This window comes from Paenisporosarcina sp. HGH0030 (assembly GCF_000411295.1).
Taxonomy (GTDB): domain Bacteria; phylum Bacillota; class Bacilli; order Bacillales_A; family Planococcaceae; genus Paenisporosarcina.
Genome location: NZ_KE150421.1, coordinates 1,092,347 through 1,117,020, shown reverse-complemented (window position 1 = coordinate 1,117,020; position 24,674 = coordinate 1,092,347). Strand labels below are relative to the sequence as shown.

The following is a 24,674-nucleotide window of genomic DNA, read 5'->3' as shown; positions in this document are numbered from 1 at the left end:
TACGTTGAACTTACCAAGAAAACTTTACTTTGATAAATTAACAGGTCAAGTGATTTTGCATATCTTACCTGTACAAAATGCTTTTGGTATTAGAGAAACAACGGTTGAAGAAGATGTTTTAATTCATAAAGCACTTTCCGAACGTAACCGTGACACATTCGACGTTCTCGAATTACCATTCGGATCGTTTGCACAGGATTTTGCTGAGTGTACAGGTTATCGTGTGAATGTGGTTACGAAGGAATTGGAGTTTAGTTATCCAGATCCGACTGATCCAGGAAATGAAATTGTTCCGGAAAAACCGTTTAGTGTGAAAATTTCGGAATTAGAAGCAGAAAACGAGATTTTAAAGGCAAGGGATGCAGGAATGCAAGATGATATAAATTTCATATTTGAGACATTGGGGGCATAAGAAAATGGCAGAGACACTAAGACAACGATTAGTACGAGGGTATTCATATTCGATTTACATCGATGGCATGAGAACTTTTGAGGCAACAAATGAAAGTTATCATGTAGAAATTAAAACGTATGCAGCAACTAATTTTACAGAGGCTCAAATTATTAATGCGTTAGCGAAGGGCTGGATTACCGAAACGGAATCCGCAGAAACGCTATCAATCAAGTATCCTAATGGAATACCGGTACAGGAAGAGGCACCTTCAGAATAGTAAGGTGTATTCTTTATGGATTGAAGAAATTCAGGATCATTAAACGAAACATCAATAACACCCATTGAGGTGTATTTTTTATGTCTTCGAAAAAGGATTCCTTCCTCTTTTGTCGAATATTGGATGAAAAGAGGAGTGGAATTCTTATGGATTTAGAAGAATTAATAAAACAAAATGATGTAAAAGATTTCAGTCAATCTAGACAGAGATTTATGGATGAAACAAATCATCAAGACTTACTTGTAATTGTACTACGTGCACATATTTACATTGAACAAGAACTATATCTACTAATAAATAAGTGTATGAAATACCCAGAAAAATTAAATGTCCGATATCTTTCAGATAAATTGAAACTTGCTTATTCATTGGGATTAATTGAACAAGGATTATTTTCCTCCATCATGAAATTAAATGATTTTCGGAACAAATATGCACATCAACTTGATTTCAATTTCACAGAGAAAGAATTAAATGAGATTGTATCACCTCTATCCAAAGAGGAAAAAACTGAATTAGAAAAAGATTACGCATTTTACGGTCTTGGAACAAGTGACGACTTTATAACAAAAGTAAGAATAACATTATCGTTTATATATTTATCTATAAAGTTAAACAATCTGACATTACATTTGAGAATGGAAGAATTACTAATTGAACATAAGTCAATTGAAACTGATAGACGTATAACGATAATAAAATCTCAACAAATATAATAACTTTAAATAGAACGTCCATCCGGGCGTTCTTTTTGTTTATTCAAAAACGAAGGGATGATTGAGAAATGAGTACTTTATTATTGAACGCTGGAGGATTCAGTTTGGAACATTTGGATGTTGTGCGATTTTACTTATTCGGTGACGTGAAGTTCCTTCACTTATTGGCATTACTTATGTTTGTTGACATTTTGACCGGAATTGCAAAAGCCATAAAAAACGGCAACTTGTGGAGTCGGAAAAGTTTGTTTGGATATGCTCGCAAGATATTAGTCTTCGGAGTAATAATCCTTGCAAATGTAATTGATCAAATACTTGGTATGGGCGGCGCAGTTACTTATGCGACCGTCATTTTTTATATCGCGAATGAGGGATTGTCGATTTTAGAAAACTTAGCACAATTAGATGTGCTGGTTCCTACAAATCTTGCTGAAAAACTAAAAGTAATAGACTCGAGTCCAAGCATCCCTACAAGGCTACAGAAACAAATCGGAGAAGAACTAATCGGGACGAAAGTAGACGTGGAACTAAAGGAAACAGAATTGGAGGAAAAATAAAATGACATTCCTTATGAAATTCCCAATTACACGAAAATATTTACCGAATAAATCCCGCAGACGTCCAGGTTTAAAAAACCTGGGCGTTTTCTTTATCGTAGATCACGACTCCGGAAATCCAGGATCCTCAGCTCGCGGTAATGTTGGATGGATGGATAGTACGGCTAATTCAGTGCCGTTGTTGCAGGTCTCCTCAGCCCATACATTTATCGATGATATTGAAATCATAGAGTGTGTACCCCTGGACGAGATCGCTTACCATGTATTATTCGGTACGAAAGTAGACAATACGCTATATGGCCATGACGCAAACCGTGCAGCCGCCGGTGTCGAGCTTTGCTATGGCGGAAAAATTAATAACATAAAAGCTTACGAGAAGTACGTGTGGTACAACGCATATCTTTGCTACACATATTATCTGAATCCACGAAAACATATTACTGCACATTACATTTTGGATCCTGGCCGAAAGATTGATCCCAAAAAAGGATTGGCTGCTGTTGGAAAGGACCTACAGTCGTTTATTCAGGATGTAGAAAAAGAGTTGCAAGCGTGCACTCAAGATGTCAAAGGTGTATCCAAACCAATTGAAAAAGAAGAGGAGGAAATCACAGTGACAAAGATACTGAAGTTTTCTACGAATGAAGGAAAGAATGCAATTCTTCGTGTGCTTAAACGATTCGAACAGAAGAATCCTGCTCTCGCTAAAACATGGCGTGAAAAAGTCGAATCCGGAACATTTACTGAAGCAGACTCTCATGAAGTGTTGTGGGTGGCAATCGATCGTGGATACATTACTGGGAAAACTGAATGAGAAAAACCAAGGCCCTACTCTTAATGGAGTGGGGCTTATATATATATTTGAAGGAGTTTAATAATATGAGGTATAATGACAATAATTAAAAAATATTTATTAAGGGTGATGAAAAATGAGTGATGTAAATTTTCTGCCGGGAATATCAAATTTTTCAGTATACAGCCCCAACTCAAAGGAAACTGGATACATAGAATACAATCCACATGGTAAAACTGATATCCATGTGGAATTTACGTTAACTGGGTTAAATCAGCTTAAAAGCTCTTTTTACAGTTTCCCAAAAGACTTTTATATTTATGTAAATCTTTTCAAACATCTTGGAGGGATTAGTTCCGAAGTTGTATCAACTGCTTTTTTTCATTGCAGTGAAGATTTACAAAGTAAGGATTCCTTTAACTTCCTATGTCCCTTAGCTATCGATGCTGAATCAGATTATATAGGTGATTTCATTGAAGATTATTACTTCCTTGAAATAGCCTTTTCAGAAAATGAAGTGGAAGATGGTAGTGACTTAAACTTCTTATACAATCATGATCACAATAAGCTGATTAAAACAAAATTAGCTTTTAAGAAGTTGGATATAAAGTTATGAGCGAATCAAGCTCTAATGTAATAGAACTTACTGCTTCAAATAAATTTAAAGGACATAAGATTGAAGATACTTGGAGTATGAGTAATGAAAGAGGTGACCAAATGGAAATCAATCCAAAAGAGTATATAGACGGAAAAATTGACACGCTCGAAAAAACAATGGAAATCCGTTTAGAATCTCAGGAAAAACTTCTTTCTGAAAAAATTGATCACCTTCACACGAAGATTGAGAAAACAATTGGTGACAAATTCTCTGATTACGAAAATAAAATTAATGCTGCAAGGAAAGAAGATCGAAAATTTTATGTAACTACTGCTCTTGCACTCGCAGGGGTCATAGTTGCCGTCATAGCTATTTGGAATTAACTACTCAAGCACCTCTAACCAGGTGCTTTTTTGATTGTGTGATTTTCCTAATTAAAGAGGTTTTTGGAAATGTATGTCGAATCATATACTTATCAACTATTAGGAGTGGTAATTATGATTCGCAATTTTAATGGAAATACTCGTCAGCAAAAAGAGTTTTTTGATGAAAACTTAGGGAAATTAGGAGACATAAAACGCGTAACACATAAAAGAGACGGTCAAAGTGTAGAATATGAAACTATTATAGAAGGCACAGAGGAGACTATGTTATTAAGTGGAGGGTTTTCCTCTGGTTATGGTGGTGAAGGTCCTAATGGACTAGTTTACGCTTTAACTAAAATGGGTGTTTCTAATGAAGAGGCCAGAAAGTATGCGATCGAAAGTTCGGATGTTAGCTTTGTTATAGAATTCTAGTAGTCTGCACCTTTAAACAGGTGCTTTTTTATTTGCCCAAATGTCGAAACTTGACGAAAGAAAAACCTCCAAAAATAACCAATTTTCTAGTATAGTAAGTTTAAAAAGGTATTAAACAAACATTATGATTTCAAATGAGTTAATGAACGAACATCAAGTCCAGCGAGTGTGGTCCTGTCTAAAACGAGAGAAGTCCATTGTCATCGGCTATGTACGAGCCTATCTCGCTGAATGTGCCAATGAAAATTGGCTTGCCGTGATTACAGATTCATCATGGGAAGAAACCGAAGTACTCGTATTAAAGACTAGGATAACTGCAGTAAAACGAATAAGAGAGCGAGGATTTCTTACTCGAATGAGAAGGATCTATCCTCAGAAAGGAGAACAGAATGATTAATATTTCTTTGGAACCAATCCAGGAAATGCTTACACAATTTATAATGATTGTAGTGATTTTTTCAATGGCTGGTATTGTAATTAAAAAATTGACTAATTCTTTTATTGGGCTGTTATTAGTATTATCTGTACTTTTCATTGGTATCGAATTAAATCCTTCAACATATATGAACGTTTTACTCTCAGTACTTCAAATAACACCCTGAAAAATTAGGACAAGTCTCACTCTTCAACAGGTGGGGCTTTTTTATTTGCACAAAAAAAGAGAAAGGCTTATGCCTTCCCCTCCATTTCTTCTATTTGTCGTTCCGTCTCAATCATGCCTTTTATTATCATATTGACCACGTTTGCCGATCGTAATTCTGATTCATTTTCTAACCATCGTTGCGTTTGGTCGAGTTGGCTTTTTAGGTAGTCAATGTGTTCTTCCACACCTATACCTCCATTTCAAATTTACCCGGTTTGTATTTCGGTATGTCTTTATCGGTAGTATATCCATTCCAGCCGTTGTCATGCCTTTCCCCATATTTAAACTCGAAGTATTCCCCGTCAGGTCGAATCTGCAATTTTCGGCATTTGTTTATTAGTCGTTGCATGAAAGTGGAATCAAATAATTTATCGGTCATATCATCCGCGCAGGCAAGACCGTATCCCGTGGCCGCCATTCCCAAACCTAACGTATCGCCAAGTAAAAAACGATGTTCGGGTAACGCTTCATCGAACGGCTCATCAATATCCCGTTTGGAATCGTCATACACACTCTTAAATCCTATCGTAGCGACCGCTGCACAATAAGAGATTGCCAGGACTGGGAAAACCACCCCAATACTAATACTCATTATCTAAACCCCCAAATTTGTCTTAAATAAAGCTTTACTTTGTTTCTTTGTTGATCGTTTAAATGACGTAGTTCCGAATGAATGAATTGCTCCATGAATTCTCGATGGAAGAGAGTACGTTTGATTAATACGGTTGCTGTGGTGGTAGGAGGGAGGTCAAGTGAAAATGCGAGTAAACTAAGAGCGTCAAAAGCTTCTTGTTTAAATTTAATAGTTACTTTCCCTGTCTCTCCCTTAAATATCAGCTTCAATCGAGGACGTTCCAGGTAACCACTGGTGATATGGTTTTTAAATCGATATTCCCGTCTAAACCACTGGCGGATATCTTCTATAATGTACTCGGATGTTGTGGCCATTTCACAAAGTCGTTCAGCTACATCCTTCACTGGCAGTTCGCACAGATACGAAAACGTGTAAAGTTGGTTTTTTAATTCGACCGACATCGTTGGTTTCACATCCACTTTCTTGTCTGATCTCACCTTTCTCACTGTCCCCTTCCCTCTTTCCATACTCAACCTCCATTTTTGTGTGTTTTCTGTGGGAATAATTCCTACGGGTAATTAAATTCCTAAAGATAAATCAGTATACGCGGTGGGGGAGAGGGTTAGAACCCCGCGGAAAAAGTTCCCTACATTTGTCATAAACAACACGTCAGATTTATAGAATAGTAGGGCAAATGTAGGGAAAAACGAAAGGATGGGTTCAAATGAGAAGATTAGTATTGGGGTTCGATGCGGGTAATCATAAAGGGAAAGTGGTGGGACCGTTCGGAACTGATGAATTTAAGACGAATATCTGCGACTGGTTTGAACGTGATGTAGAGGAACAGTTTGGATCTGACGATATGGAGTTTGAAATCGATGGACGGAGAGGCTATGCTGGATCCATTGCGGAATACGAAGATGATTTTGGGAACGGCACGATGTACGGCGATAGCAAAGCCCATGAAGATACTAAAATCCGCGTTCTACTGGGAATTAATCGTTACCTGAATCGCTATTGTCCACACTTTGAAAACGTGGCTATTGTGACAGGCCAACCAATTAAACGCCATAAACCCGCTGAGAAGAATGCCATATGCGACATGCTCGAAGGTACTCATACGATAACGGTAAATGGGACTCACCGGAAGATTACGATTGATAAAGTCGGGGTGGCTCCAGAAGGTAGCGGAGCATTTTGGAGCAATCCAACAATGGGTACTGTCCGTATCATTGATATTGGCAGTGGAACCGTGAATGCTGCCACAATTATGGATAAAAAACATATCAACAATGCCAGCGATACATTTAATTTCGGTATGGAAACTGTGAAGAATAAAGAGGATTTGGCTTCAATTGCTCGAGGAATCATCCGAAACACGACCAAATTGAAATGGCATAAAAATGACAAAGTTTATATCTGCGGAGGAATTTCGGAAGGAATTGCGCCTTACTTGAGCGAACATTATACAAACGCAGAAATTTTAGTGCCTGGCATGAATCGAGGTGATGGTTTTGCCAAACTTCATCCCGTCTATGCCAATGCGGTTGGATTTTATGAACTAGCGAAAGGAGCATATAGTGGATGAGTAGCACCAGGATGAACAAGACTGTCAGTTTTAACTTAACGGACGAACTGGATATCAAGATGCTGGAACATGCAGAAAAGTTGAATCCAATTTCAAATAAGAAACGTAATTTCAGCAAATATGTGAAGAAGCTAATCGAAGAAGATATTAGACGTGAGAAATTTGAAGGCTCTGGAGGCACATTCAATTTTGAAAAAACATCTAAGGAGTCTCCTGTTGATGACCGACCCGATGCATATACAATGGAAGCAATGGGGTCATTCTTATGACGGCCATAATACCAGCTGAGAGTTTACCGCAATTTGAAAACATGATTTATTTGCCAATGGTGCTCATTATTCTGGAACGGGATAGAGAAGTTTTTGAAAAAGGGGCATTCAAATTAGGACGGCCGTATATTGCAGTAGTCGAAAAGGCAATCAAGGCAGTGCGAAATGATTTAAAGGAAACGAAACAGTATTTACGTGAGAACAAAATGAAACTTCTGCGTGTAGGGCGTGATGAAACGACCACCGAGTATACGTTTTTTTATGGGGGATACGAGCAAAATAGGCGGTACCTTAATGTTCGTTTGCGTAATCGAACAGAGGAACTTCTTGAAGTTTATTTAATGCAGGATTAAAACTAAAGCCCCTCCACAGTTTGTGTGGAAGGGCGTTTTTTATTTTGTATTTAACCGTCACCGAGTGACCAAATAGTGACCAACATAATGAATTTAGATATAGTTCCTTCTATTGTAATAAAGCAAGAAAAAGTAAAGAAGGTGTCAAAGTTCGCTAAATTAATCATTTTGAATTTTTTTGTACCCCAATAAAGTCACGCTTGCATTATAGTAAAATCTGTTATACATTTTGCAACAGGTATTTCTTTTATTGATTTATTAGGAACCTCTATGAGGAGGCACATACATGTCGGATTTTTTAGTGATTGTGGAATCGCCAGCCAAAGCGAAAACGATTGAACGTTATCTTGGCAAAAAGTACAAAGTAAAAGCATCACTTGGTCATGTTCGTGATTTGCCACGTAGTCAAATGGGTGTAGACGTAGAAAATGAATACACACCAAAGTACATCACGATTCGTGGTAAAGGCCCAGTTATGCAGGATCTGAAATCAGCAGCCAAAAAAGCGAAGAAAATTTATCTCGCGGCTGACCCCGATCGCGAAGGCGAAGCAATTGCTTGGCATCTAGCGAATTCATTGAACATTGATATTGAATCAGATTGTCGCGTCGTTTTTAATGAAATTACAAAAGACGCAATTAAAGAATCGTTTAAAAACCCCCGTCCCATTGATATGGACTTGGTAGATGCACAACAAGCCCGTCGTATTTTGGATAGGTTGGTTGGTTATAACATCAGTCCGATTCTATGGAAGAAAGTCAAAAAAGGTCTATCTGCAGGTCGCGTGCAATCCGTTGCGTTAAGACTAATCATTGACCGTGAGAATGAGATTAAGAATTTCCAGCCTGAAGAATACTGGTCAATCGAAGGTAGCTTTGAAAAAGGCAAAAAATCATTTGACGCGATGTACTTCGGCAATGGAAATGAAAAGGTCAAGTTGACAAACGAAGGCCAAGTAAAAGAAATCTTGAAACAACTTAAAGGCGACAAGTTCGAAGTCACGAGCGTTGTTAAAAAAGAACGTAAACGTAACCCAGCGCCATCGTTTACTACATCATCCCTTCAACAGGAAGCGGCACGCAAGTTAAACTTCCGAGCACGAAAAACAATGATGCTTGCTCAACAGCTATATGAAGGTTTGAATGTTGGAAAAGAAGGTACTGTCGGTTTGATTACGTATATGCGTACAGATTCTACCCGAATTTCCGATACAGCGAAGAAAGATGCACACAGTTTTATAGAAGGGGAATATGGCAAGGAATATGTCACCACTTCAACAGGACCGACTAAACAATCGAGCAAATCTCAGGATGCCCATGAAGCGATTCGTCCTACGAGCGTATTGAGATCTCCTGATCAGCTGAAATCAATTCTTTCAAAAGATTTATTCCGTCTCTACAAGTTGATTTGGGAACGTTTCTTGGCGAGCCAGATGTCTTCAGCAGTATTAGATACTGTGACGGTTGATTTAACAAATGAAAATGTTGTATTCCGTGCGAATGGTTCACAAGTGAAATTCCCTGGTTTCATGAAATTATATGTAGAAGGCAACGATGATCAAGTAGAAGAAAAAGATCGTATATTACCGGAAATGGAAAAAGGCGATTTTGTGAAGAAGCTTGAAATTGAGCCGAAGCAACATTTCACACAACCACCACCACGTTATTCGGAGGCCCGACTTGTTAAAACGCTTGAAGAGCTTGGGATAGGCCGTCCTTCGACATATGCACCTACGCTTGATACAATACAAAAGCGCGGATATGTATCACTCGATGCAAAGCGTTTTGTGCCAACTGAACTTGGTGGCATTGTCCATCAGCTCGTGTTGGAGTTTTTCCCGGACATTATTGACATCGAGTTTACTGCCCAGATGGAAAAAGATTTGGACAGTGTCGAAGAAGGACAGGAAAAATGGGTTCACATCATTGATAAGTTCTACAGAGACTTTGAAAAGCATGTAACACACGCAGACAAAGAGATGGAGAAAGTCGTAATCAAGGATGAGCCGGCAGGAGAAAATTGCGAAAAATGTGAATCTCCAATGGTCTTTAAATTAGGCAGATATGGAAAATTCATGGCATGTAGCAACTTCCCGGATTGCCGTAATACAAAAGCAATCGTTAAAAATATCGGAGTGACGTGTCCAAGCTGTAAGGAAGGCGAAGTCGTTGAACGTAAAAGTAAATCGAAACGTATTTTTTATGGATGCGATCGCTATCCAACTTGTGAATTCGTTTCATGGGACAAGCCAATCAGCCGCCCATGTCCGAAATGTAGCGAATTGCTAGTAGAGAAAAAACTGAAAAAAGGTATTCAAATCCAGTGTACTTCTTGTGATTACAAGGAAGATACACAAGCATAAAAAAGATAAGCAACAAGTGTCAGTCCAGTTGGTCCTTAGTGGGCTAACTGGACTGATGTTTGGAGCTGTACATAGAAAAAAAGAAATAAAAATCTGTGAAAGTTTCTATTTTTCTCAGATTGTATAGAAAAGGTTGGTGTAGGAATTGACAATCGTCAATGTAATTGGAGCAGGTCTTGCAGGAAGTGAAGCTGCGTGGCAAATCGCCAAAAGAGGTGTACGGGTTCGATTGTACGAAATGCGCCCGGTTAAACAAACAGCTGCTCATCACACGGATAAATTCGCAGAGTTAGTATGTTCAAATTCTTTACGTGCGAACACATTAACTAATGCTGTCGGCGTCATTAAAGAAGAAATGAGAATGCTGGACTCCGTTATAATGGGTGCTGCAGATCAATGTGCTGTCCCTGCGGGCGGCGCTCTTGCGGTAGATCGTCATGAATTTGCGGGGTATGTAACAGAAAAAGTGAAAAATCATCCTCTTGTTGAAGTCATCAATGAGGAAGTAACTGAAATTCCTGAAGGCATTACCATTATTGCTACAGGACCATTAACTTCTCAGGCTTTGGCTGAAAAGATACAACAACTGACTGGTCAGGATTATTTATACTTTTATGATGCAGCTGCCCCAATAGTTGAAAAAGACAGTATTAACATGGACAAGGTTTATGTGAAATCCCGTTATGATAAAGGGGAAGCAGCATACATCAATTGTCCGATGACGGAAGAAGAGTTTGACCGTTTTTATGAAGCTCTGATTTCTGCTGAAGTAGTGCCTTTGAAAGAATTCGAAAAAGAAATTTATTTCGAAGGTTGTATGCCGTTCGAAGTGATGGCTGAACGTGGGAAAAAGACTTTATTATTCGGTCCAATGAAGCCAGTTGGACTGGAAGATCCGAAAACTGGTAAGGTTCCTTTTGCCGTTGTACAGTTGAGACAAGATGATGCAGCAGGCACTTTGTACAACATTGTCGGATTTCAGACACATTTAAAATGGGGTCCACAAAAACAAGTTTTGCAGTTAATTCCAGGTTTGGAAGATGTGGAAATCGTCCGCTACGGAGTGATGCACCGTAATACGTTCATCAATTCACCAAGAGTTTTGAAACCTACATATCAACTAAAGACAAATGATCAATTGTTCTTTGCGGGACAAATGACAGGTGTTGAAGGATATGTTGAATCAGCCGGAAGTGGCTTGATAGCAGGGATAAACGCTGCAAGATTAGCTTTGGGGGAAGAATTGCTTGTGTTCCCTGAAGCTACCGCACTAGGCAGTATGGCTCGCTATATTACAGAAGCTGATCCGAAAAACTTCCAACCGATGAACGTCAACTTTGGTTTATTCCCTGCTTTGCCGCAACGGTACAAAACGAAAGAAAAGCGTGGAGAGAAGCAAGCTGAACGTGCACTCGGCACAATTCAAAATTTTATGAATTCATATTCGATTTAATTGCTGAAAGCCTCTAATTATTGTTATAATTTAGAGGCTTTTTACTTTGTCATATTTATAAATTCGTATACAATTCATTTTTCACGTGTTTTGCCATCCAGCTGCTCCGGCTGTTTCAAGACGGGACGGTTCCTGGCGCTTTAACTATTTGGAGGTGCAGACACCTATGACTCCGTTAGAAGCTTTGTCTCAATTTAAAAGCTATATCCAGCTTGAAAAGAACTATTCAGAACACACTGTTCGAGAATACGAATCAGACTTACTGTACTTTTTTGATTTTTTACAATCAGAAGGTATTACAAGCTTACATGATGTCGAATATATTCACGCTAGACTGTATGTGACAAAACTGTACGATGAATCACTTTCACGTACTTCGATTTCCAGAAAAATATCTGCGATCCGTTCTTTCTTCAAGTTTGGCAACCGGGAATTCGGTTTAAAAGAAGATGCATTTCGCTCGTTATATCATCCCAAAAAAGAGGAACGACTTCCTCATTTTTTTTATGAAGAAGAGTTACAACAACTATTCCAGGCAACTGAAGGCGAAGAACCCATGGTGCTTCGTAATCGGGCAATCCTTGAAATGTTGTATGCAACCGGAATTCGGGTAAGCGAGTTAACATCTTTGGAAGAACGCGATATTGATAAGCGTCTCGGCATCATGAGAGTAATGGGTAAAGGCAGAAAAGAGAGATATGTACCGTTTGGTCAGTTTGCTCAAGATGCGTTGGAACTCTATATGGACGAAGCGCGTCCTAAATTAATGAAACAAGCTAAACACAATTTTGTATTTACAAATATGCGTGGTCAGCCTTTGACTCCGCGTGGTGTTAGATATATACTGAGCGACTTAGTGGAAAAAGCAGCATTGCATACTAAAATCTATCCGCATATGTTGCGGCATACATTTGCAACACATTTACTGAACAATGGAGCCGACTTGCGTACTGTCCAAGAATTACTTGGGCATAGTCATTTGTCTTCGACACAAGTTTATACACACGTAACGAAAGAACATTTGCGAAGAACTTATATGAATGCACATCCTAGAGCATAATGAAGGATGAGCTAAACGAGAGGTGAACTTCATGGGAGAAATACATGCAACCACGATTTTTGCGATTCAGCATAAAGGAAAATCTGCAATGTCTGGCGATGGTCAAGTTACTTTAGGAAATCAAGTTGTCATGAAGCATACAGCAAAAAAAGTAAGACGCTTATACAACGGTCGAGTGCTTGCAGGTTTTGCTGGATCAGTGGCAGACGCTTTTACGTTATTTGAAATGTTTGAAGCGAAATTGATGGAATACGATGGCAACTTACAAAGAGCTGCAGTCGAACTTGCCCAACAATGGAGAGGCGACAAAATGTTACGAAGACTTGAAGCGATGTTGCTCGTGATGAATAAAGAAACACTTTTATTGGTTTCAGGTACTGGTGAAGTAATTGAACCCGATGATGGCATTTTAGCAATCGGTTCTGGTGGGAATTTTGCATTGGCAGCAGGACGTGCACTGAAACAATATGCTGGTGAAACATTGAATGCCACCGAAATTGCCAAAGCAGCACTTACAACTGCAGCTGATATTTGTGTATTTACCAATCATCAAATTATTGTGGAGGCGTTAAGTGAATGATTAAACAACAGTTAACACCAAAACAAATAACCGAGCACTTAGACCGTTTTATTGTCGGACAAAAAGAAGCTAAAAAATCAGTAGCTGTAGCGTTGCGAAATCGCTATCGTAGAAGTTTGTTGTCTGATGAGATGAAAAATGAAGTTATACCGAAAAATATACTGATGATTGGTCCTACTGGTGTCGGTAAAACGGAAATTGCGAGAAGAATAGCTAAACTTACGAACGCACCGTTTATCAAAGTAGAAGCCACCAAGTTTACAGAAGTTGGCTATGTTGGCCGTGACGTGGAATCAATGGTTCGTGATTTAACAGAAGCGGCTGTACGTATAGTCAAAGAAGAAATGACTGAAGGCGTAAAAGCACAAGCTGAGCGATTGGCGAATGATGCCATCGTCCGTCTTCTCGTACCATCCTTGAAAAAGAAACATAATACGCAAAATCCATTTGAAATGTTATTTGGTCAAAAAGCAGAACAGGAAGAACCTGCAAATGACGATACAGACATTCGTTTAAAACGCTCCCAAATTGCCGAAGACTTAAGAGACGGGAAATTGGAAGATGAATGGGTAAACGTAGAAGTTACAGAACAGGCTCCTTCCATGTTTGATGCCTTCCAAGGCTCTGGGATGGAAAGTATGGGGCAGAATATGCAAGATGCATTATCTAACCTGATGCCGAAGAAAAAGAAAAAGCGCCGCTTGCAAGTGAAAGATGCACGACGAGTCTTAACTCTAGAAGAAGCTCACAAGCTTATCGACTCAGAGGAAGTAGCTCAAAAATCCATCGAACGTGCCGAGCAAACGGGAATCATTTTTATTGATGAAATCGATAAGATTGCGAGCAAGGGGGGCAACGGTTCATCTGCGGATGTTTCGCGTGAAGGTGTACAACGTGATATATTACCGATTGTAGAAGGATCGACCGTTCAGACGAAGTATGGTGCAGTCAAAACTGACTACATGCTTTTCGTAGCTGCTGGAGCATTTCACACAGCAAAGCCTTCGGATTTAATACCGGAACTACAAGGACGCTTCCCCGTCCGTGTGGAACTTGAAAAATTATCAAAAGATGATTTTGTTCGTATTTTGAAAGAACCAGATCATTCATTGATACGCCAGTACAAATCTTTGCTGGAAACTGAAGGGGTAACGCTTGAATTTACTGACAGTGCAATTGAGCGAATTGCTGAAATTGCAACAGAAGTGAATCAAGAGTCCGATAATATAGGTGCACGTCGATTGCATACGATTTTGGAGAAGTTACTTGAAGAGCTTTCTTATGAGGCTTCTGACATTGCTCCCGCGCATATCGACATAACTCCTGCATATGTCGACCAAAAACTTGGAAATATCGTAAAAAACAAAGATTTGTCACAATTTATTTTGTAATGTAAGTTATATCTATTCCCAAAACAATTAAAAACCTTTAGAATATTTAATAAATAGCAGTACCCAATATAGGAGGCCACATTAATGAATTTATTAGGAAAAACAAGAAAAATTAACTCGATGCTTCAAGCGTCTGCTGGGAAGCCAGTAAACTTTAAAGAAATGGCAACAACTCTTAGCAATGTAATCGAATGTAACGTGTTTATCGTTAGCCGTAAAGGAAAGCTCCTAGGATTCGACATCAATCAACAAATTGAGAACGAGCGCATGATCAAAATGATGGAAGAGCGTCAATTCCCTGAAGAATATACGAAAAACCTTTTTAACGTAAATGAAACATCTTCTAACTTGGATGTGTACAGCGAACATACAGTTTTCCCTGTTGAGAATCGTGAGTTATTCAAAGAAGGTTTAACTACAATCGTTCCAATCATCGGTGGTGGGGAACGTCTTGGAACATTAATTCTTGGACGTTTGAAAGCTGAATTCCATGATGATGATTTAATTCTTGGTGAATACGGTGCAACTGTTGTTGGGATGGAAATCCTACGTGAAAAATCAGAACAAATTGAAGTAGAAGCTCGCAGCAAAGCAGTCGTACAAATGGCGATTAACTCTTTGTCATACAGTGAATTAGAAGCTATTGAACATATTTTCGAAGAACTTGACGGAAATGAAGGTTTGCTTGTAGCATCAAAAATTGCTGACCGCGTCGGTATTACTCGTTCTGTAATCGTTAATGCTTTACGTAAATTGGAAAGTGCTGGTGTTATCGAATCTCGTTCTTTAGGAATGAAAGGAACATACATCAAAGTATTGAACGATAAATTCTTGAACGAATTAGCTCAATTAAAATTAAAATAAGTAAAACCAAACGACCACAAAGGCTCAGCCTTTGTGGTCGTTTTTTCTAGCTTTAAAGGTGAGTAGAAGTTTAGTTGGAATAATTGAAGGCTTAGATGGAAAATATGAAAGTTTAATTGGGAAAATAGCAACCTTAGTTGGAAAACGATAAAATCGAGCCTACGTCAGACTCTAACTGTATTCAAAAAAACTGCGATTAGTAAGCCGAACTATTATTGTTTGTAGATTTTTGTTAGAAACACTTGCGAGGTTAGTCTAGATATGGTATATTATCAAATGGTGTTATCACACACGCATTTGGATAGTGACAAGTGGTCCTTAACAAAGTTAAGGTCTTGAGCTCTAGTTGAAGAATGCGGAGGAAAAAAACCATATCAGGAGGAAACAAAACATGTCAGTAATTTCTATGAAACAATTACTTGAAGCTGGTGTACACTTTGGTCACCAAACTCGCCGTTGGAACCCGAAAATGAAGAAATACATTTTTGTGGAACGTAACGGAATCTACATCATCGATCTACAAAAAACGGTTAAGAAGTTAGAAGAAGCATATGACTTCATGCGCCAAGTTGGAGCAGACGGTGGTAAAGTTCTTTTCGTTGGTACGAAAAAACAAGCACAAGAAGCTATCAAAGAAGAAGCAGAACGCTCAGGTATGTACTATGTTAACCAACGTTGGTTAGGTGGTACATTAACAAACTTCGGTACGATCCAAAAACGTGTAAACCGTTTGAAAGCGATCGAAAAAATGGAAGAAGACGGTACTTTCACTGTGCTTCCTAAAAAAGAAGTTGTTCAACTTAAAAAAGAACACGAACGTCTTGTTAAATTCTTAGGCGGTATTCGCGACATGAAAGGTGTACCGGACGTAATGTTCGTAGTAGACCCTCGTAAAGAGCGTATTGCTGTTGCAGAAGCTATTAAATTAAACATCCCTCTAGTTGGAATCGTTGATACAAACTGTGACCCAGATGAAATCGACTATGTAATTCCTGCAAACGACGATGCTATTCGTGCCGTTAAATTATTAACTGGTAAAATGGCTGATGCGTTACTTGAGTCAAAACAAGGTGAAGATCTAACTCCAGCTGAAGCTGCTGAGTAATCCCCACGTATGTTACAGGTGATAAGTGGCTAAACCCCTTATCACCTTTTTTTGAGAAATAACACAGAGTTGATACTTGAATAGGAGGAAACAACAATGGCAGTTACAGCACAAATGGTTAAAGAATTACGCGAAAAAACAGGCGCAGGTATGATGGACTGTAAAAAAGCGTTAGTAGAAGTAAACGGAGATATCGATGCAGCAGTAGACTTTTTACGTGAAAAAGGTCTTTCTAGCGCAGCTAAAAAAGCTGATCGTATCGCTGCAGAAGGTACTACTTACATTTTAGAGCAAGGTAATGACGCTGTTCTTCTTGAAGTTAATGCTGAAACAGATTTCGTTGCTAAAAACGAAGGTTTCCAAACATTAGTTAAAGAATTGGCTGAGCACTTGCTTGCTACTAAACCAGAAACAGTTGAAGTAGCAAATGCTTCTACAATGTCTAACGGTTTAACTGTTGCAGATCACATTTCAAATGCGATTGCAAAAATCGGTGAAAAAATTACATTACGTCGTTTTGTTGTTCGCACAAAAACAGACAACGATGCTTTTGGTCCTTACCTACACATGGGTGGCCGCATTGGCGTACTTGTAACTCTTGAAGGATCTACTGATGCTCAAGCAGCTAAAGATGTTGCAATGCACGTTGCAGCTTTAAACCCAACTTATATTTCTCGTGACGAAGTGTCTGAAGAAGAAGTTGACCGCGAGCGTAAAATCTTGACTGAGCAAGCTCTAAACGAAGGCAAACCAGAAAACATCGTAGCTAAAATGGTTGAAGGCCGCCTTGGTAAATATTTCGAAGACGTTTGTTTGCTTGACCAATCATTCGTTAAAAATTCAGATCAAAAAGTTCGTGAGTTCGTGAAATCTACGGGCGGTACTGTTACTGAATTCGTACGTTACGCTGTTGGTGAAGGAATCGAAAAACGCCAAGATAACTTTGCTGAAGAAGTTATGAGCCAAGTTAACAAAGGTTAATACTAAACGAATATATTATTACTCCGGGGAGCACGATTTTGTGTTCCCTATTTTTCGAGAAAAAAGTGTAATGGAGGCTACCCATGAGCGAGACTAAATACAATCGAGTCGTGTTAAAATTAAGCGGAGAAGCTTTAGCAGGAGAACAAGGTTTTGGACTTTCTCCTCAAATCATTAAATCCGTAGCTGATCAAGTGAAAGAAGTTGTAGAGTTAGGTGTTGAAGTTGCTGTTGTAGTTGGCGGCGGAAATATCTGGCGCGGTAAAGTAGGTAGTGAAATGGGTATGGACCGTGCAACTGCGGACTATATGGGCATGTTAGCTACTGTTATGAATTCTTTAGCACTGCAAGATTCACTTGAAAAATCAGGCATTGAAACACGCGTTCAATCATCAATTGAAATGCGTCAAGTAGCTGAACCTTATATTCGTAGAAAAGCAATCCGCCATTTAGAGAAGAAAAGAGTCGTTATTTTTGCTGCTGGAACAGGGAATCCTTACTTCTCTACTGATACGACAGCTGCGCTGCGTGCTGCAGAAATTGAGGCAGATGTTATTTTAATGGGCAAAAACAATGTGGATGGCGTCTACTCAGCTGATCCAAAAACAAATAGCGATGCCATTAAGTATGACACTCTTTCATTCCTCGATGTCATTCAACAAGGCTTGCAAGTAATGGATTCGACTGCTTCAACACTATGTATGGACAATGATATCCCTCTCATAGTATTCTCAATTATGGAGAATGGAAATATTAAACGTGCCGTTTTAGGTGAAACAATTGGTACGATCGTTAGGAGGAATACGTAATGTCAAAACAAGTGATTGATCAAACAAAAGAAAGAATGACAAAAGCGATTCAAGCTTTAAGTCGTGAACTTTCAACAATTCGTGCGGGTCGTGCGAGTGCTTCTTTATTGGATAAAATCTTTGTTGATTATTATGGTGCACCGACGCCAATCAACCAGATTGCCGGAATCGCGACACCTGAAGCACGTTTACTGACAATTCAACCTTATGACAAGACTGCTCTTGGTGACATCGAAAAAGCAATTCAAAAATCAGATTTAGGGATTTCCCCATCAAATGATGGTACATTAATCCGTATTGCTATACCAGCTTTGACAGAAGAACGTCGTAAAGACTTAGTGAAATTAGTCAAAAAAGAAGCAGAAGAAGCAAAAGTCGGCATTCGTAACATCCGCCGTGATGCGAATGATGAATTGAAAAAATTAGAGAAGAAAAGCGAAATCACAGAAGACGATTTGCGCGGATTTTCTGAAAATGTTCAAAAACTAACTGATGATTATATTGTTCAAATTGACCAAGTTGCCAAAGATAAAGAGAAAGAAATTTTGGAAGTTTAAGTTTTTGAACTTTTTTTCGATTAAGACGTTCCTATTTCATAGGACGTCTTTTTTTATGGGAAAGAAGTAAATTCCATCGATTTTTGATATGATAGGAAAGACGACATTCCGATAAGCGAGTAAAGTGGAGGATTCAGCATGTTACATAAACTCATTCGGAGAAAACCCGAACGACAAAATCAATCGCTGGCGGAGCGTATTTCGCATTCTAAAAAAGAACAAATACCTGAACACATTGCGATTATTATGGATGGCAATGGGAGATGGGCGAAGAAACGGGCTCTTCCACGAGTAGCCGGTCATCATGAAGGTATGAAAACGGTTCGGAAAATTACTCGACTTGCCAATGATTTAGGTGTAGGCGTATTAACCGTATATGCATTTTCGACTGAGAATTGGAAACGACCAAAACTTGAAGTTGATTTTATTATGCGATTACCCGAAGAGTTTTTAGGTACTTATCTACCCGAGCTGATCGAACAAAATGTGCGTGTGGTCATGATGGGTGAAAGTGAAACATTACCTCGACATACACATAATGCTGTTCGCAAAGCAATGGAAGCAACTAAAGATAATACGGGACTAATATTGAACTTTGCTTTGAATTATGGAAGTCGTGCAGAGATTGCACAAGCGATGCAAAAAATTGCACAACTCGTTGAAGAGGGTTCGCTTAGCTATAGCGACGTAACGGAAGATTTAATTTCACAGCATTTAATGACCTGTGAGTTACCCGAACCTGATTTACTTATCCGCACAAGCGGAGAGGTTCGTCTCAGCAACTTTATGCTTTGGCAATTGGCCTATACAGAGTTCTGGTTTACGGATACGCTGTGGCCAGATTTTGACGAAAGCTGCTTGCTCGACGCAGTGGATAGTTACCAAAACCGAAATCGCCGTTATGGAGGATTGAAGGGAGAAGAAACAAATTGAAACAACGCATCATCACTGCAGTAATTGGAGCTGCATTATTCATTCCGATTGTTTGGCTAGGAGGTCTTCCTTTTACACTTCTCGTTTACGCTATGGCGGCAATCGGATTATTTGAATTATTACGTATGAAAGGTCATACCATTTTTTCAGTTCATGGAGCAATCGCTCTTCTTGCATTATTTGTTTTTCTAACGCCTAATCAATGGTCGATACCATTAATGGAAACAACGGGGTATACCAAAATAGATTTAGCACTTATTGCTGTACTTTTATTACTTATCTACACCGTTGTCGTGAAGAATCGCTACACATTTGAAGATGCTGCATTTTCTATTATGGGCGTATTATATATTGGAATCGGATTTTTCTATTTCATTGAAACGCGTATGGATGGCATTGAATATGTCATTTATGCCTTGCTGGTTATTTGGACAACCGATTCAGGAGCTTATTTTACTGGGAAAAAATTTGGTAAAAAGAAATTGTGGCCTGATATTTCTCCTAATAAAACCATTGAAGGATTTATCGGAGGAATCTTGACGGCTATTATTTTTGCTTTACTTTTCCAATGGATTTACCCAATCAGTTCGTCCTATACGATTCTGGTCATTGTGACGATACTAGCTTCCATTTTTGGTCAAATGGGCGATTTGGTTGAATCGGCACTTAAGCGCCACTACAACGTTAAGGATTCAGGTGATATCTTACCTGGACACGGAGGAATTTTAGACAGATTCGATAGCTTATTATTTGTGTTACCACTTTTACATTTCTTGCATTTTGCTGGTTAAGGGGATTTGACGTTTATGACAAAGCTGATTAGTTTATTGGGAGCAACAGGCTCTATCGGTATTCAAACGATTGACATCATAAGAGAACATCCACATCAATTTAAACTAGTGGCTTTTTCTGCTGGACGCAATCTTGAAAAGACTAGAGAAATAATTCGTGAATTTAATCCTACACTTGTATCTGTTCAAGAAGAAGTTGATGCAATTTCACTTAAGAAGGAATTTCCGAGCATTGAACTTGCATATGGTAGCAATGGATTGATCGACGTTGCGACTCACCCAGATGCGTCCATTTTAGTAAATGCTGTTTTGGGTAGTGTTGGTCTTGAAGCGACGTTAGAGGCAATAAAACAACGAAAGACAATTGCTCTCGCAAACAAAGAAACGCTGGTTACAGCGGGGCATTTGGTGATGACTGCGGCAGAGAAATACAAAGCAACTATTTTACCGGTTGATAGCGAGCATTCAGCTCTTTTCCAATCGATGAATGGTGAAAAGAGAAGCCAAGTAAGCAGGTTGATTTTAACGGCATCCGGAGGTAGCTTCCGTGACCGTACGCGGAAAGAATTGGAGAACGTAACAGTACAGGATGCGTTGAGTCATCCTAACTGGTCCATGGGCGCAAAAATTACGATTGATTCTGCAACAATGATGAACAAAGGTTTAGAAGTGATTGAAGCACAAGTGCTTTTCGACATGCCTTATGATGATATTGAAGTTGTCTTGCATAGGGAGAGTATCATTCATTCAATGGTGGAATTCCATGACACAAGTGTAATGGCACAACTTGGGACACCAGATATGCGTGTTCCCATTCAATATGCTCTTTCTTATCCGGACAGGCTTCCAAGAAAAAGTGCAAAACGTTTAAATCTTGTTGAAATAGGCAAACTTCATTTTGAAGAAATGAATATGGAACGTTTTCATGCATTAAAACTTGCATACGATGCAGGTCGGGCGGGTGGTACAATGACCACAGTTTTGAATGCTGCAAATGAAGCAGCCGTTGCCTTGTTTTTAAATGGAGAGATTCGATTCCTCCAAATAGAAGAATGCATTGAACGAGTTATGGACAAACATACGCTTATTAGTACTCCGGATTTGGAAACGATATTGCATGTGGATGCAATTACGAGAAAAGATGTTCGAAACATGATAAAATGATGAAAGAATGATGACGGCGAAATGCTGTAAAAAAGGTGGGACTTTATGGAGACAACCATTGCTTTTATCCTGATATTTGGTTCACTAGTATTTTTTCATGAACTAGGTCACTTTATTTTTGCCAAACGTGCCGGAATCATGGTACGTGAATTTGCAATTGGCTTTGGTCCAAAAATACTTGGAATCACAAAAGGGGAAACTCTTTATACCATTCGTCTTCTGCCTCTTGGTGGATATGTGCGAATGGCTGGAGAAGATATGGATTCGGTTGAATTACAGCCAGGATTCCGTGTCGGACTCATGTTAAACTCAAAAGAAGAAGTTCGTAAAATCGTCCTCAATCATAATAAACAACAACAAGACATGTTGTTTTTGGAAACTGAACGTTCCGATTTGGAAAAAGAACTCTGGATTGAAGGATACGATGAAGATGAACGTTTAGTACGATATAATGTTTCACGCAAAGCCGTAATCGTAGAGAATGGCAAAGAAACATTAATAGCACCTTATGATCGCCAATTTGGTTCGAAATCACTTGGCAAGCGTGCTATGACCATTTTTGCTGGTCCTTTATTTAACTTTATTTTATCTTTCTTCATCTTCTTGGCAATTGGCTTGTTGCAAGGGGTTCCGACTTACGAGCCTGTTATTTCGGGAGTCTCTGATGATAGCCCTGCCCTTGCAGCCGGTATGCAGGACGGAGATTTAGTTACTAAAATTGATGGTCAGCCCATTAATAAATGGCAAGATCTCGCTGCAAAGGTACAAGCTAGTGCAGGAGAAGAATTAACGTTTGAATACGTACGAGATGGTGAAACCATTTCTTCAACTATCACACCAAAAACCGTAGAAAAAGACGGCGAAAAGTATGGACAAATTGGAGTTATATATGAAAGTCCAGTTGAAAAAAATCCTTTGAAAGCATTAGCTTTCGGTGCTGATCAAACCATCACTTGGATTGCGAAAATTTTTGAACTCCTTGGCATGTTGGTAACTGGACAGTTTACAATTGATGCTTTGTCAGGACCAGTAGGAATTTATAAAGCAACCGAAGCAGTGGCACAATATGGTGTTTTCAATCTAATGAATTGGGCAGCTATTCTAAGCATTAACTTAGGTATCATGAATTTACTACCACTTCCGGCATTGGATGGTGGACGATTATTATTCTTCTTATTTGAAGCGATTCGAGGGAAACCATTGGACCGACAAAAAGAAGGAATGATCCATTTTGTCGGCATAATGTTATTGATGGTGCTGATGGTTGTTGTTACATGGAATGATATACAAAGATTTTTCTTTTAAAATTTAATCTACGGATGGTATGAGGAGCTTTTAACTTATGAAACAAAGTCTTACATTCATCCCTACACTTCGTGAAACTCCAGCTGATGCCGACGTTAAGTCGCATCAGCTGCTACTTCGTGCAGGGTTTATTCGTCAAAATACAAGTGGCATTTATTCTTTCTTACCTCTTGGAAAACGCGTTCTTCAAAAAGTAGAGAGCATTGTTCGGGAAGAAATGGATGCTATCAATGGTGTTGAAGTATTAATGCCTGCGATGCAACAAGCTGAACTATGGCAAGAAACTGGACGTTGGTATTCATATGGTCCGGAATTAATGCGTTTAAAAGATCGACACAATCGTGATTTCGCTTTGGGGGCAACACATGAAGAAGTCATTACTTCTTTGCTTCGTGACGAAATCAAGTCATATAAAAAATTACCTTTAACTCTTTACCAGATTCAAACGAAATTCCGTGACGAAAAACGCCCTCGTTTTGGCTTGCTTCGTGGCCGTGAGTTTCTTATGAAAGATGCTTACTCTTTCCATGCTACACGTGAGAGTTTAGATCAGACTTATGAAGACATGGTCAAAGCTTATTCAAATATTTTCTCTAGATTAGGATTGAATTTCCGTGCGGTTATTGCGGATTCAGGAGCAATCGGTGGAAAAGATACGCATGAATTCATGGTCCTTTCTGAAATCGGGGAAGATACGATTGCATATTCTGACGCATCTGACTTTGCTGCTAATATTGAAATGGCTGAAGTTAAAGTTTCATATGCAGCATCAACAGAAGAGCTAAAAGAGGTCGAGAAAGTAGCTACTCCTGACCAAAAAACGATTGAGCAAGTAGCGAGCTTCCTGAATCTAGATGCTCAACAATGTATCAAAACGTTGGTGTTTAACGTGGATGGGGAATTAGTATTGGTTCTCGCTCGCGGAGATCACGAAATCAATGATATAAAAGTTAAAAATACATTGCAGGCAAAAGTGGTAGAGTTTGCATCTGAAGAAGAGGTGCAAAACTTGCTTCAATGTGAAGTTGGGTCTCTAGGTCCTGTAAAAATTCCATTAGGTGTAAAAGTCATTGCTGATCATGCTGTAGCGTCGATTCGTAATGGCGTATGTGGAGCAAATGTTGCTGGATTCCATTTAACGAATGTTAATCCAGAACGTGATTTTGCAGTAGACCAGTATGAAGATTTACGTTTCATCATGGAAGGCGACGCTTCTCCTGACGGCAATGGAACAATCGTTTTCGCTAAAGGAATTGAAGTAGGACACGTCTTTAAACTTGGTACAACCTACTCTGAACCGATGAACGGAACTTTCCTTGATGATAATGGCCGTTCACAGCCTTATATTATGGGGTGTTACGGTATTGGGGTTTCCCGTGTCATGGCTGCTGTTGCGGAACAGTTCCAAGATGATAAAGGATTTATCTGGCCAAGTGCAATCGCGCCATATAATGTACATTTAGTGCCTGTAAATACAAAGGACGAAGCACAAGTTGCTCTTTCTGATGAATTATATAATTTAATGAAATCATATCGCTACGATGTGTTATATGATGACCGTGCTGAACGTGCGGGTGTGAAATTTGCCGATTCAGATTTAATCGGTTTACCGATCCGAATAACAGTCGGTAAAAAAGCAGCCGAAGGTTTAGTCGAAGTGAAAATAAGAAAAACTGGCGAAGCATTTGAATGGAAAAAAGAAGAGGTAGTTGACCATCTTCAAGCTTTCTTTTCGTCATTAAACGATTAATCAAAAGGAA

Annotated in this window: 29 protein-coding genes and 1 pseudogene; 27 read left to right on the top strand and 3 right to left on the bottom strand. The window is 39.0% G+C overall.

Annotated features, from left to right (window positions below; genetic code table 11):
• Positions 1–4 precede the first annotated feature (4 nt).
• The 9 genes and pseudogenes from HMPREF1210_RS05530 to HMPREF1210_RS05490 all read left to right on the top strand — a co-directional run bounded on the left by HMPREF1210_RS05530 (position 5) and on the right by HMPREF1210_RS05490 (position 4,529).
• Positions 5–412: a hypothetical protein gene (locus tag HMPREF1210_RS05530; protein WP_016427634.1), complete on the top strand. Its 408-nt coding sequence runs from the start codon at positions 5–7 to the stop codon at positions 410–412.
• Positions 413–416: 4 nt separating this feature from the next.
• Positions 417–671: a hypothetical protein gene (locus HMPREF1210_RS05525; protein ID WP_016427633.1), complete on the top strand. Its 255-nt coding sequence runs from the start codon at positions 417–419 to the stop codon at positions 669–671.
• Positions 672–817: 146 nt separating this feature from the next.
• Complete coding sequence (locus HMPREF1210_RS05520) at positions 818–1,387, top strand: hypothetical protein (RefSeq protein ID WP_016427632.1); 570 nt, start codon at positions 818–820, stop codon at positions 1,385–1,387.
• A gap of 68 nt (positions 1,388–1,455) precedes the next feature.
• Complete coding sequence (locus HMPREF1210_RS05515; RefSeq protein WP_016427631.1) at positions 1,456–1,944, top strand: holin family protein; 489 nt, start codon at positions 1,456–1,458, stop codon at positions 1,942–1,944.
• Position 1,945: 1 nt separating this feature from the next.
• Positions 1,946–2,479 (top strand): annotated as a pseudogene (locus HMPREF1210_RS17565) (N-acetylmuramoyl-L-alanine amidase family protein); the annotation flags it as partial.
• Positions 2,480–2,873: 394 nt separating this feature from the next.
• A complete protein-coding gene (locus tag HMPREF1210_RS05505; protein ID WP_016427629.1) occupies positions 2,874–3,353 on the top strand; it encodes a hypothetical protein in 480 nt (159 codons plus the stop codon).
• Positions 3,350–3,718, top strand: coding sequence for a hypothetical protein (locus tag HMPREF1210_RS05500; protein WP_016427628.1), 369 nt, complete (start codon positions 3,350–3,352; stop codon positions 3,716–3,718). Before HMPREF1210_RS05505 ends, HMPREF1210_RS05500 begins: the two co-directional genes overlap by 4 nt.
• A 114-nt stretch (positions 3,719–3,832) precedes the next feature.
• The gene (locus HMPREF1210_RS05495) at positions 3,833–4,132 is read left to right on the top strand and encodes a hypothetical protein (RefSeq protein WP_147640288.1); all 300 of its coding nucleotides are present in this window, start codon (positions 3,833–3,835) and stop codon (positions 4,130–4,132) included.
• 142 nt (positions 4,133–4,274) lie between these two features.
• Positions 4,275–4,529: a hypothetical protein gene (locus HMPREF1210_RS05490; RefSeq protein WP_231391051.1), complete on the top strand. Its 255-nt coding sequence runs from the start codon at positions 4,275–4,277 to the stop codon at positions 4,527–4,529.
• 272 nt (positions 4,530–4,801) lie between these two features.
• Here the strand turns inward: HMPREF1210_RS05490 and HMPREF1210_RS17955 are convergent, their stop codons facing one another.
• From HMPREF1210_RS17955 to HMPREF1210_RS05475, 3 genes are read right to left on the bottom strand one after another with little or no spacing between them, the layout of a single operon-like run.
• Positions 4,802–4,960 (bottom strand): hypothetical protein, encoded by a 159-nt coding sequence (locus HMPREF1210_RS17955; RefSeq protein WP_016427624.1) that lies wholly within the window; start codon positions 4,958–4,960, stop codon positions 4,802–4,804.
• Positions 4,961–4,962: 2 nt separating this feature from the next.
• Entirely contained in the window at positions 4,963–5,367 is a 405-nt protein-coding gene (locus HMPREF1210_RS05480) for a hypothetical protein (RefSeq protein WP_016427623.1), read from the bottom strand.
• Positions 5,367–5,876, bottom strand: a complete 510-nt coding sequence (locus HMPREF1210_RS05475) for a hypothetical protein (RefSeq protein WP_016427622.1) — start codon at positions 5,874–5,876, stop codon at positions 5,367–5,369. The genes HMPREF1210_RS05480 and HMPREF1210_RS05475 overlap by 1 nt, the downstream gene beginning before the upstream one ends.
• Before the next feature lie 197 nt (positions 5,877–6,073).
• Between HMPREF1210_RS05475 and HMPREF1210_RS05470 the strand changes: the two genes are divergently transcribed.
• From HMPREF1210_RS05470 to HMPREF1210_RS05385, 18 genes are all read left to right on the top strand, one after another.
• Positions 6,074–6,937: a ParM/StbA family protein gene (locus HMPREF1210_RS05470; RefSeq protein ID WP_016427621.1), complete on the top strand. Its 864-nt coding sequence runs from the start codon at positions 6,074–6,076 to the stop codon at positions 6,935–6,937.
• Complete coding sequence (locus tag HMPREF1210_RS05465; protein ID WP_016427620.1) at positions 6,934–7,206, top strand: hypothetical protein; 273 nt, start codon at positions 6,934–6,936, stop codon at positions 7,204–7,206. Before HMPREF1210_RS05470 ends, HMPREF1210_RS05465 begins: the two co-directional genes overlap by 4 nt.
• A complete protein-coding gene (locus HMPREF1210_RS05460) occupies positions 7,203–7,559 on the top strand; it encodes a hypothetical protein (RefSeq protein ID WP_016427619.1) in 357 nt (118 codons plus the stop codon). The genes HMPREF1210_RS05465 and HMPREF1210_RS05460 overlap by 4 nt, the downstream gene beginning before the upstream one ends.
• 286 nt (positions 7,560–7,845) lie before the next feature.
• Positions 7,846–9,921, top strand: coding sequence for a type I DNA topoisomerase (gene topA / locus HMPREF1210_RS05455; RefSeq protein ID WP_016427618.1), 2,076 nt, complete (start codon positions 7,846–7,848; stop codon positions 9,919–9,921).
• Positions 9,922–10,066: 145 nt separating this feature from the next.
• Positions 10,067–11,374 (top strand): FADH(2)-oxidizing methylenetetrahydrofolate--tRNA-(uracil(54)-C(5))-methyltransferase TrmFO, encoded by a 1,308-nt coding sequence (trmFO, locus tag HMPREF1210_RS05450; RefSeq protein ID WP_016427617.1) that lies wholly within the window; start codon positions 10,067–10,069, stop codon positions 11,372–11,374.
• Between the two features lie 166 nt (positions 11,375–11,540).
• Complete coding sequence (gene xerC / locus HMPREF1210_RS05445; RefSeq protein ID WP_016427616.1) at positions 11,541–12,434, top strand: tyrosine recombinase XerC; 894 nt, start codon at positions 11,541–11,543, stop codon at positions 12,432–12,434.
• Between the two features lie 31 nt (positions 12,435–12,465).
• Positions 12,466–13,014, top strand: coding sequence for an ATP-dependent protease subunit HslV (hslV, locus tag HMPREF1210_RS05440; RefSeq protein WP_016427615.1), 549 nt, complete (start codon positions 12,466–12,468; stop codon positions 13,012–13,014).
• Positions 13,011–14,405: an HslU--HslV peptidase ATPase subunit gene (gene hslU / locus HMPREF1210_RS05435; RefSeq protein WP_016427614.1), complete on the top strand. Its 1,395-nt coding sequence runs from the start codon at positions 13,011–13,013 to the stop codon at positions 14,403–14,405. The genes hslV and hslU overlap by 4 nt, the downstream gene beginning before the upstream one ends.
• Before the next feature lie 84 nt (positions 14,406–14,489).
• Positions 14,490–15,269 (top strand): GTP-sensing pleiotropic transcriptional regulator CodY, encoded by a 780-nt coding sequence (gene codY, locus HMPREF1210_RS05430; protein WP_016427613.1) that lies wholly within the window; start codon positions 14,490–14,492, stop codon positions 15,267–15,269.
• Positions 15,270–15,660: 391 nt separating this feature from the next.
• Complete coding sequence (gene rpsB / locus HMPREF1210_RS05425) at positions 15,661–16,374, top strand: 30S ribosomal protein S2 (RefSeq protein ID WP_016427612.1); 714 nt, start codon at positions 15,661–15,663, stop codon at positions 16,372–16,374.
• 96 nt (positions 16,375–16,470) lie between these two features.
• Positions 16,471–17,355 carry a translation elongation factor Ts gene (gene tsf, locus HMPREF1210_RS05420; protein ID WP_016427611.1) on the top strand — a complete coding sequence of 295 codons (885 nt, stop codon included), beginning with the start codon at positions 16,471–16,473 and terminating at the stop codon, positions 17,353–17,355.
• An 83-nt stretch (positions 17,356–17,438) separates the two neighbouring features.
• Positions 17,439–18,164 (top strand): UMP kinase, encoded by a 726-nt coding sequence (gene pyrH, locus HMPREF1210_RS05415; RefSeq protein ID WP_016427610.1) that lies wholly within the window; start codon positions 17,439–17,441, stop codon positions 18,162–18,164.
• Positions 18,164–18,721, top strand: a complete 558-nt coding sequence (frr, locus tag HMPREF1210_RS05410) for a ribosome recycling factor (protein WP_016427609.1) — start codon at positions 18,164–18,166, stop codon at positions 18,719–18,721. The genes pyrH and frr overlap by 1 nt, the downstream gene beginning before the upstream one ends.
• Before the next feature lie 138 nt (positions 18,722–18,859).
• The gene (locus HMPREF1210_RS05405; protein WP_016427608.1) at positions 18,860–19,654 is read left to right on the top strand and encodes an isoprenyl transferase; all 795 of its coding nucleotides are present in this window, start codon (positions 18,860–18,862) and stop codon (positions 19,652–19,654) included.
• Positions 19,651–20,445 (top strand): phosphatidate cytidylyltransferase, encoded by a 795-nt coding sequence (locus tag HMPREF1210_RS05400; protein WP_016427607.1) that lies wholly within the window; start codon positions 19,651–19,653, stop codon positions 20,443–20,445. Before HMPREF1210_RS05405 ends, HMPREF1210_RS05400 begins: the two co-directional genes overlap by 4 nt.
• A 15-nt stretch (positions 20,446–20,460) precedes the next feature.
• Positions 20,461–21,609 carry a 1-deoxy-D-xylulose-5-phosphate reductoisomerase gene (gene dxr / locus HMPREF1210_RS05395; RefSeq protein WP_016427606.1) on the top strand — a complete coding sequence of 383 codons (1,149 nt, stop codon included), beginning with the start codon at positions 20,461–20,463 and terminating at the stop codon, positions 21,607–21,609.
• Between the two features lie 45 nt (positions 21,610–21,654).
• Positions 21,655–22,914, top strand: a complete 1,260-nt coding sequence (rseP, locus tag HMPREF1210_RS05390; protein WP_016427605.1) for an RIP metalloprotease RseP — start codon at positions 21,655–21,657, stop codon at positions 22,912–22,914.
• 37 nt (positions 22,915–22,951) lie between these two features.
• Positions 22,952–24,664 (top strand): proline--tRNA ligase, encoded by a 1,713-nt coding sequence (locus HMPREF1210_RS05385; RefSeq protein WP_016427604.1) that lies wholly within the window; start codon positions 22,952–22,954, stop codon positions 24,662–24,664.
• Positions 24,665–24,674: the final 10 nt, after the last annotated feature.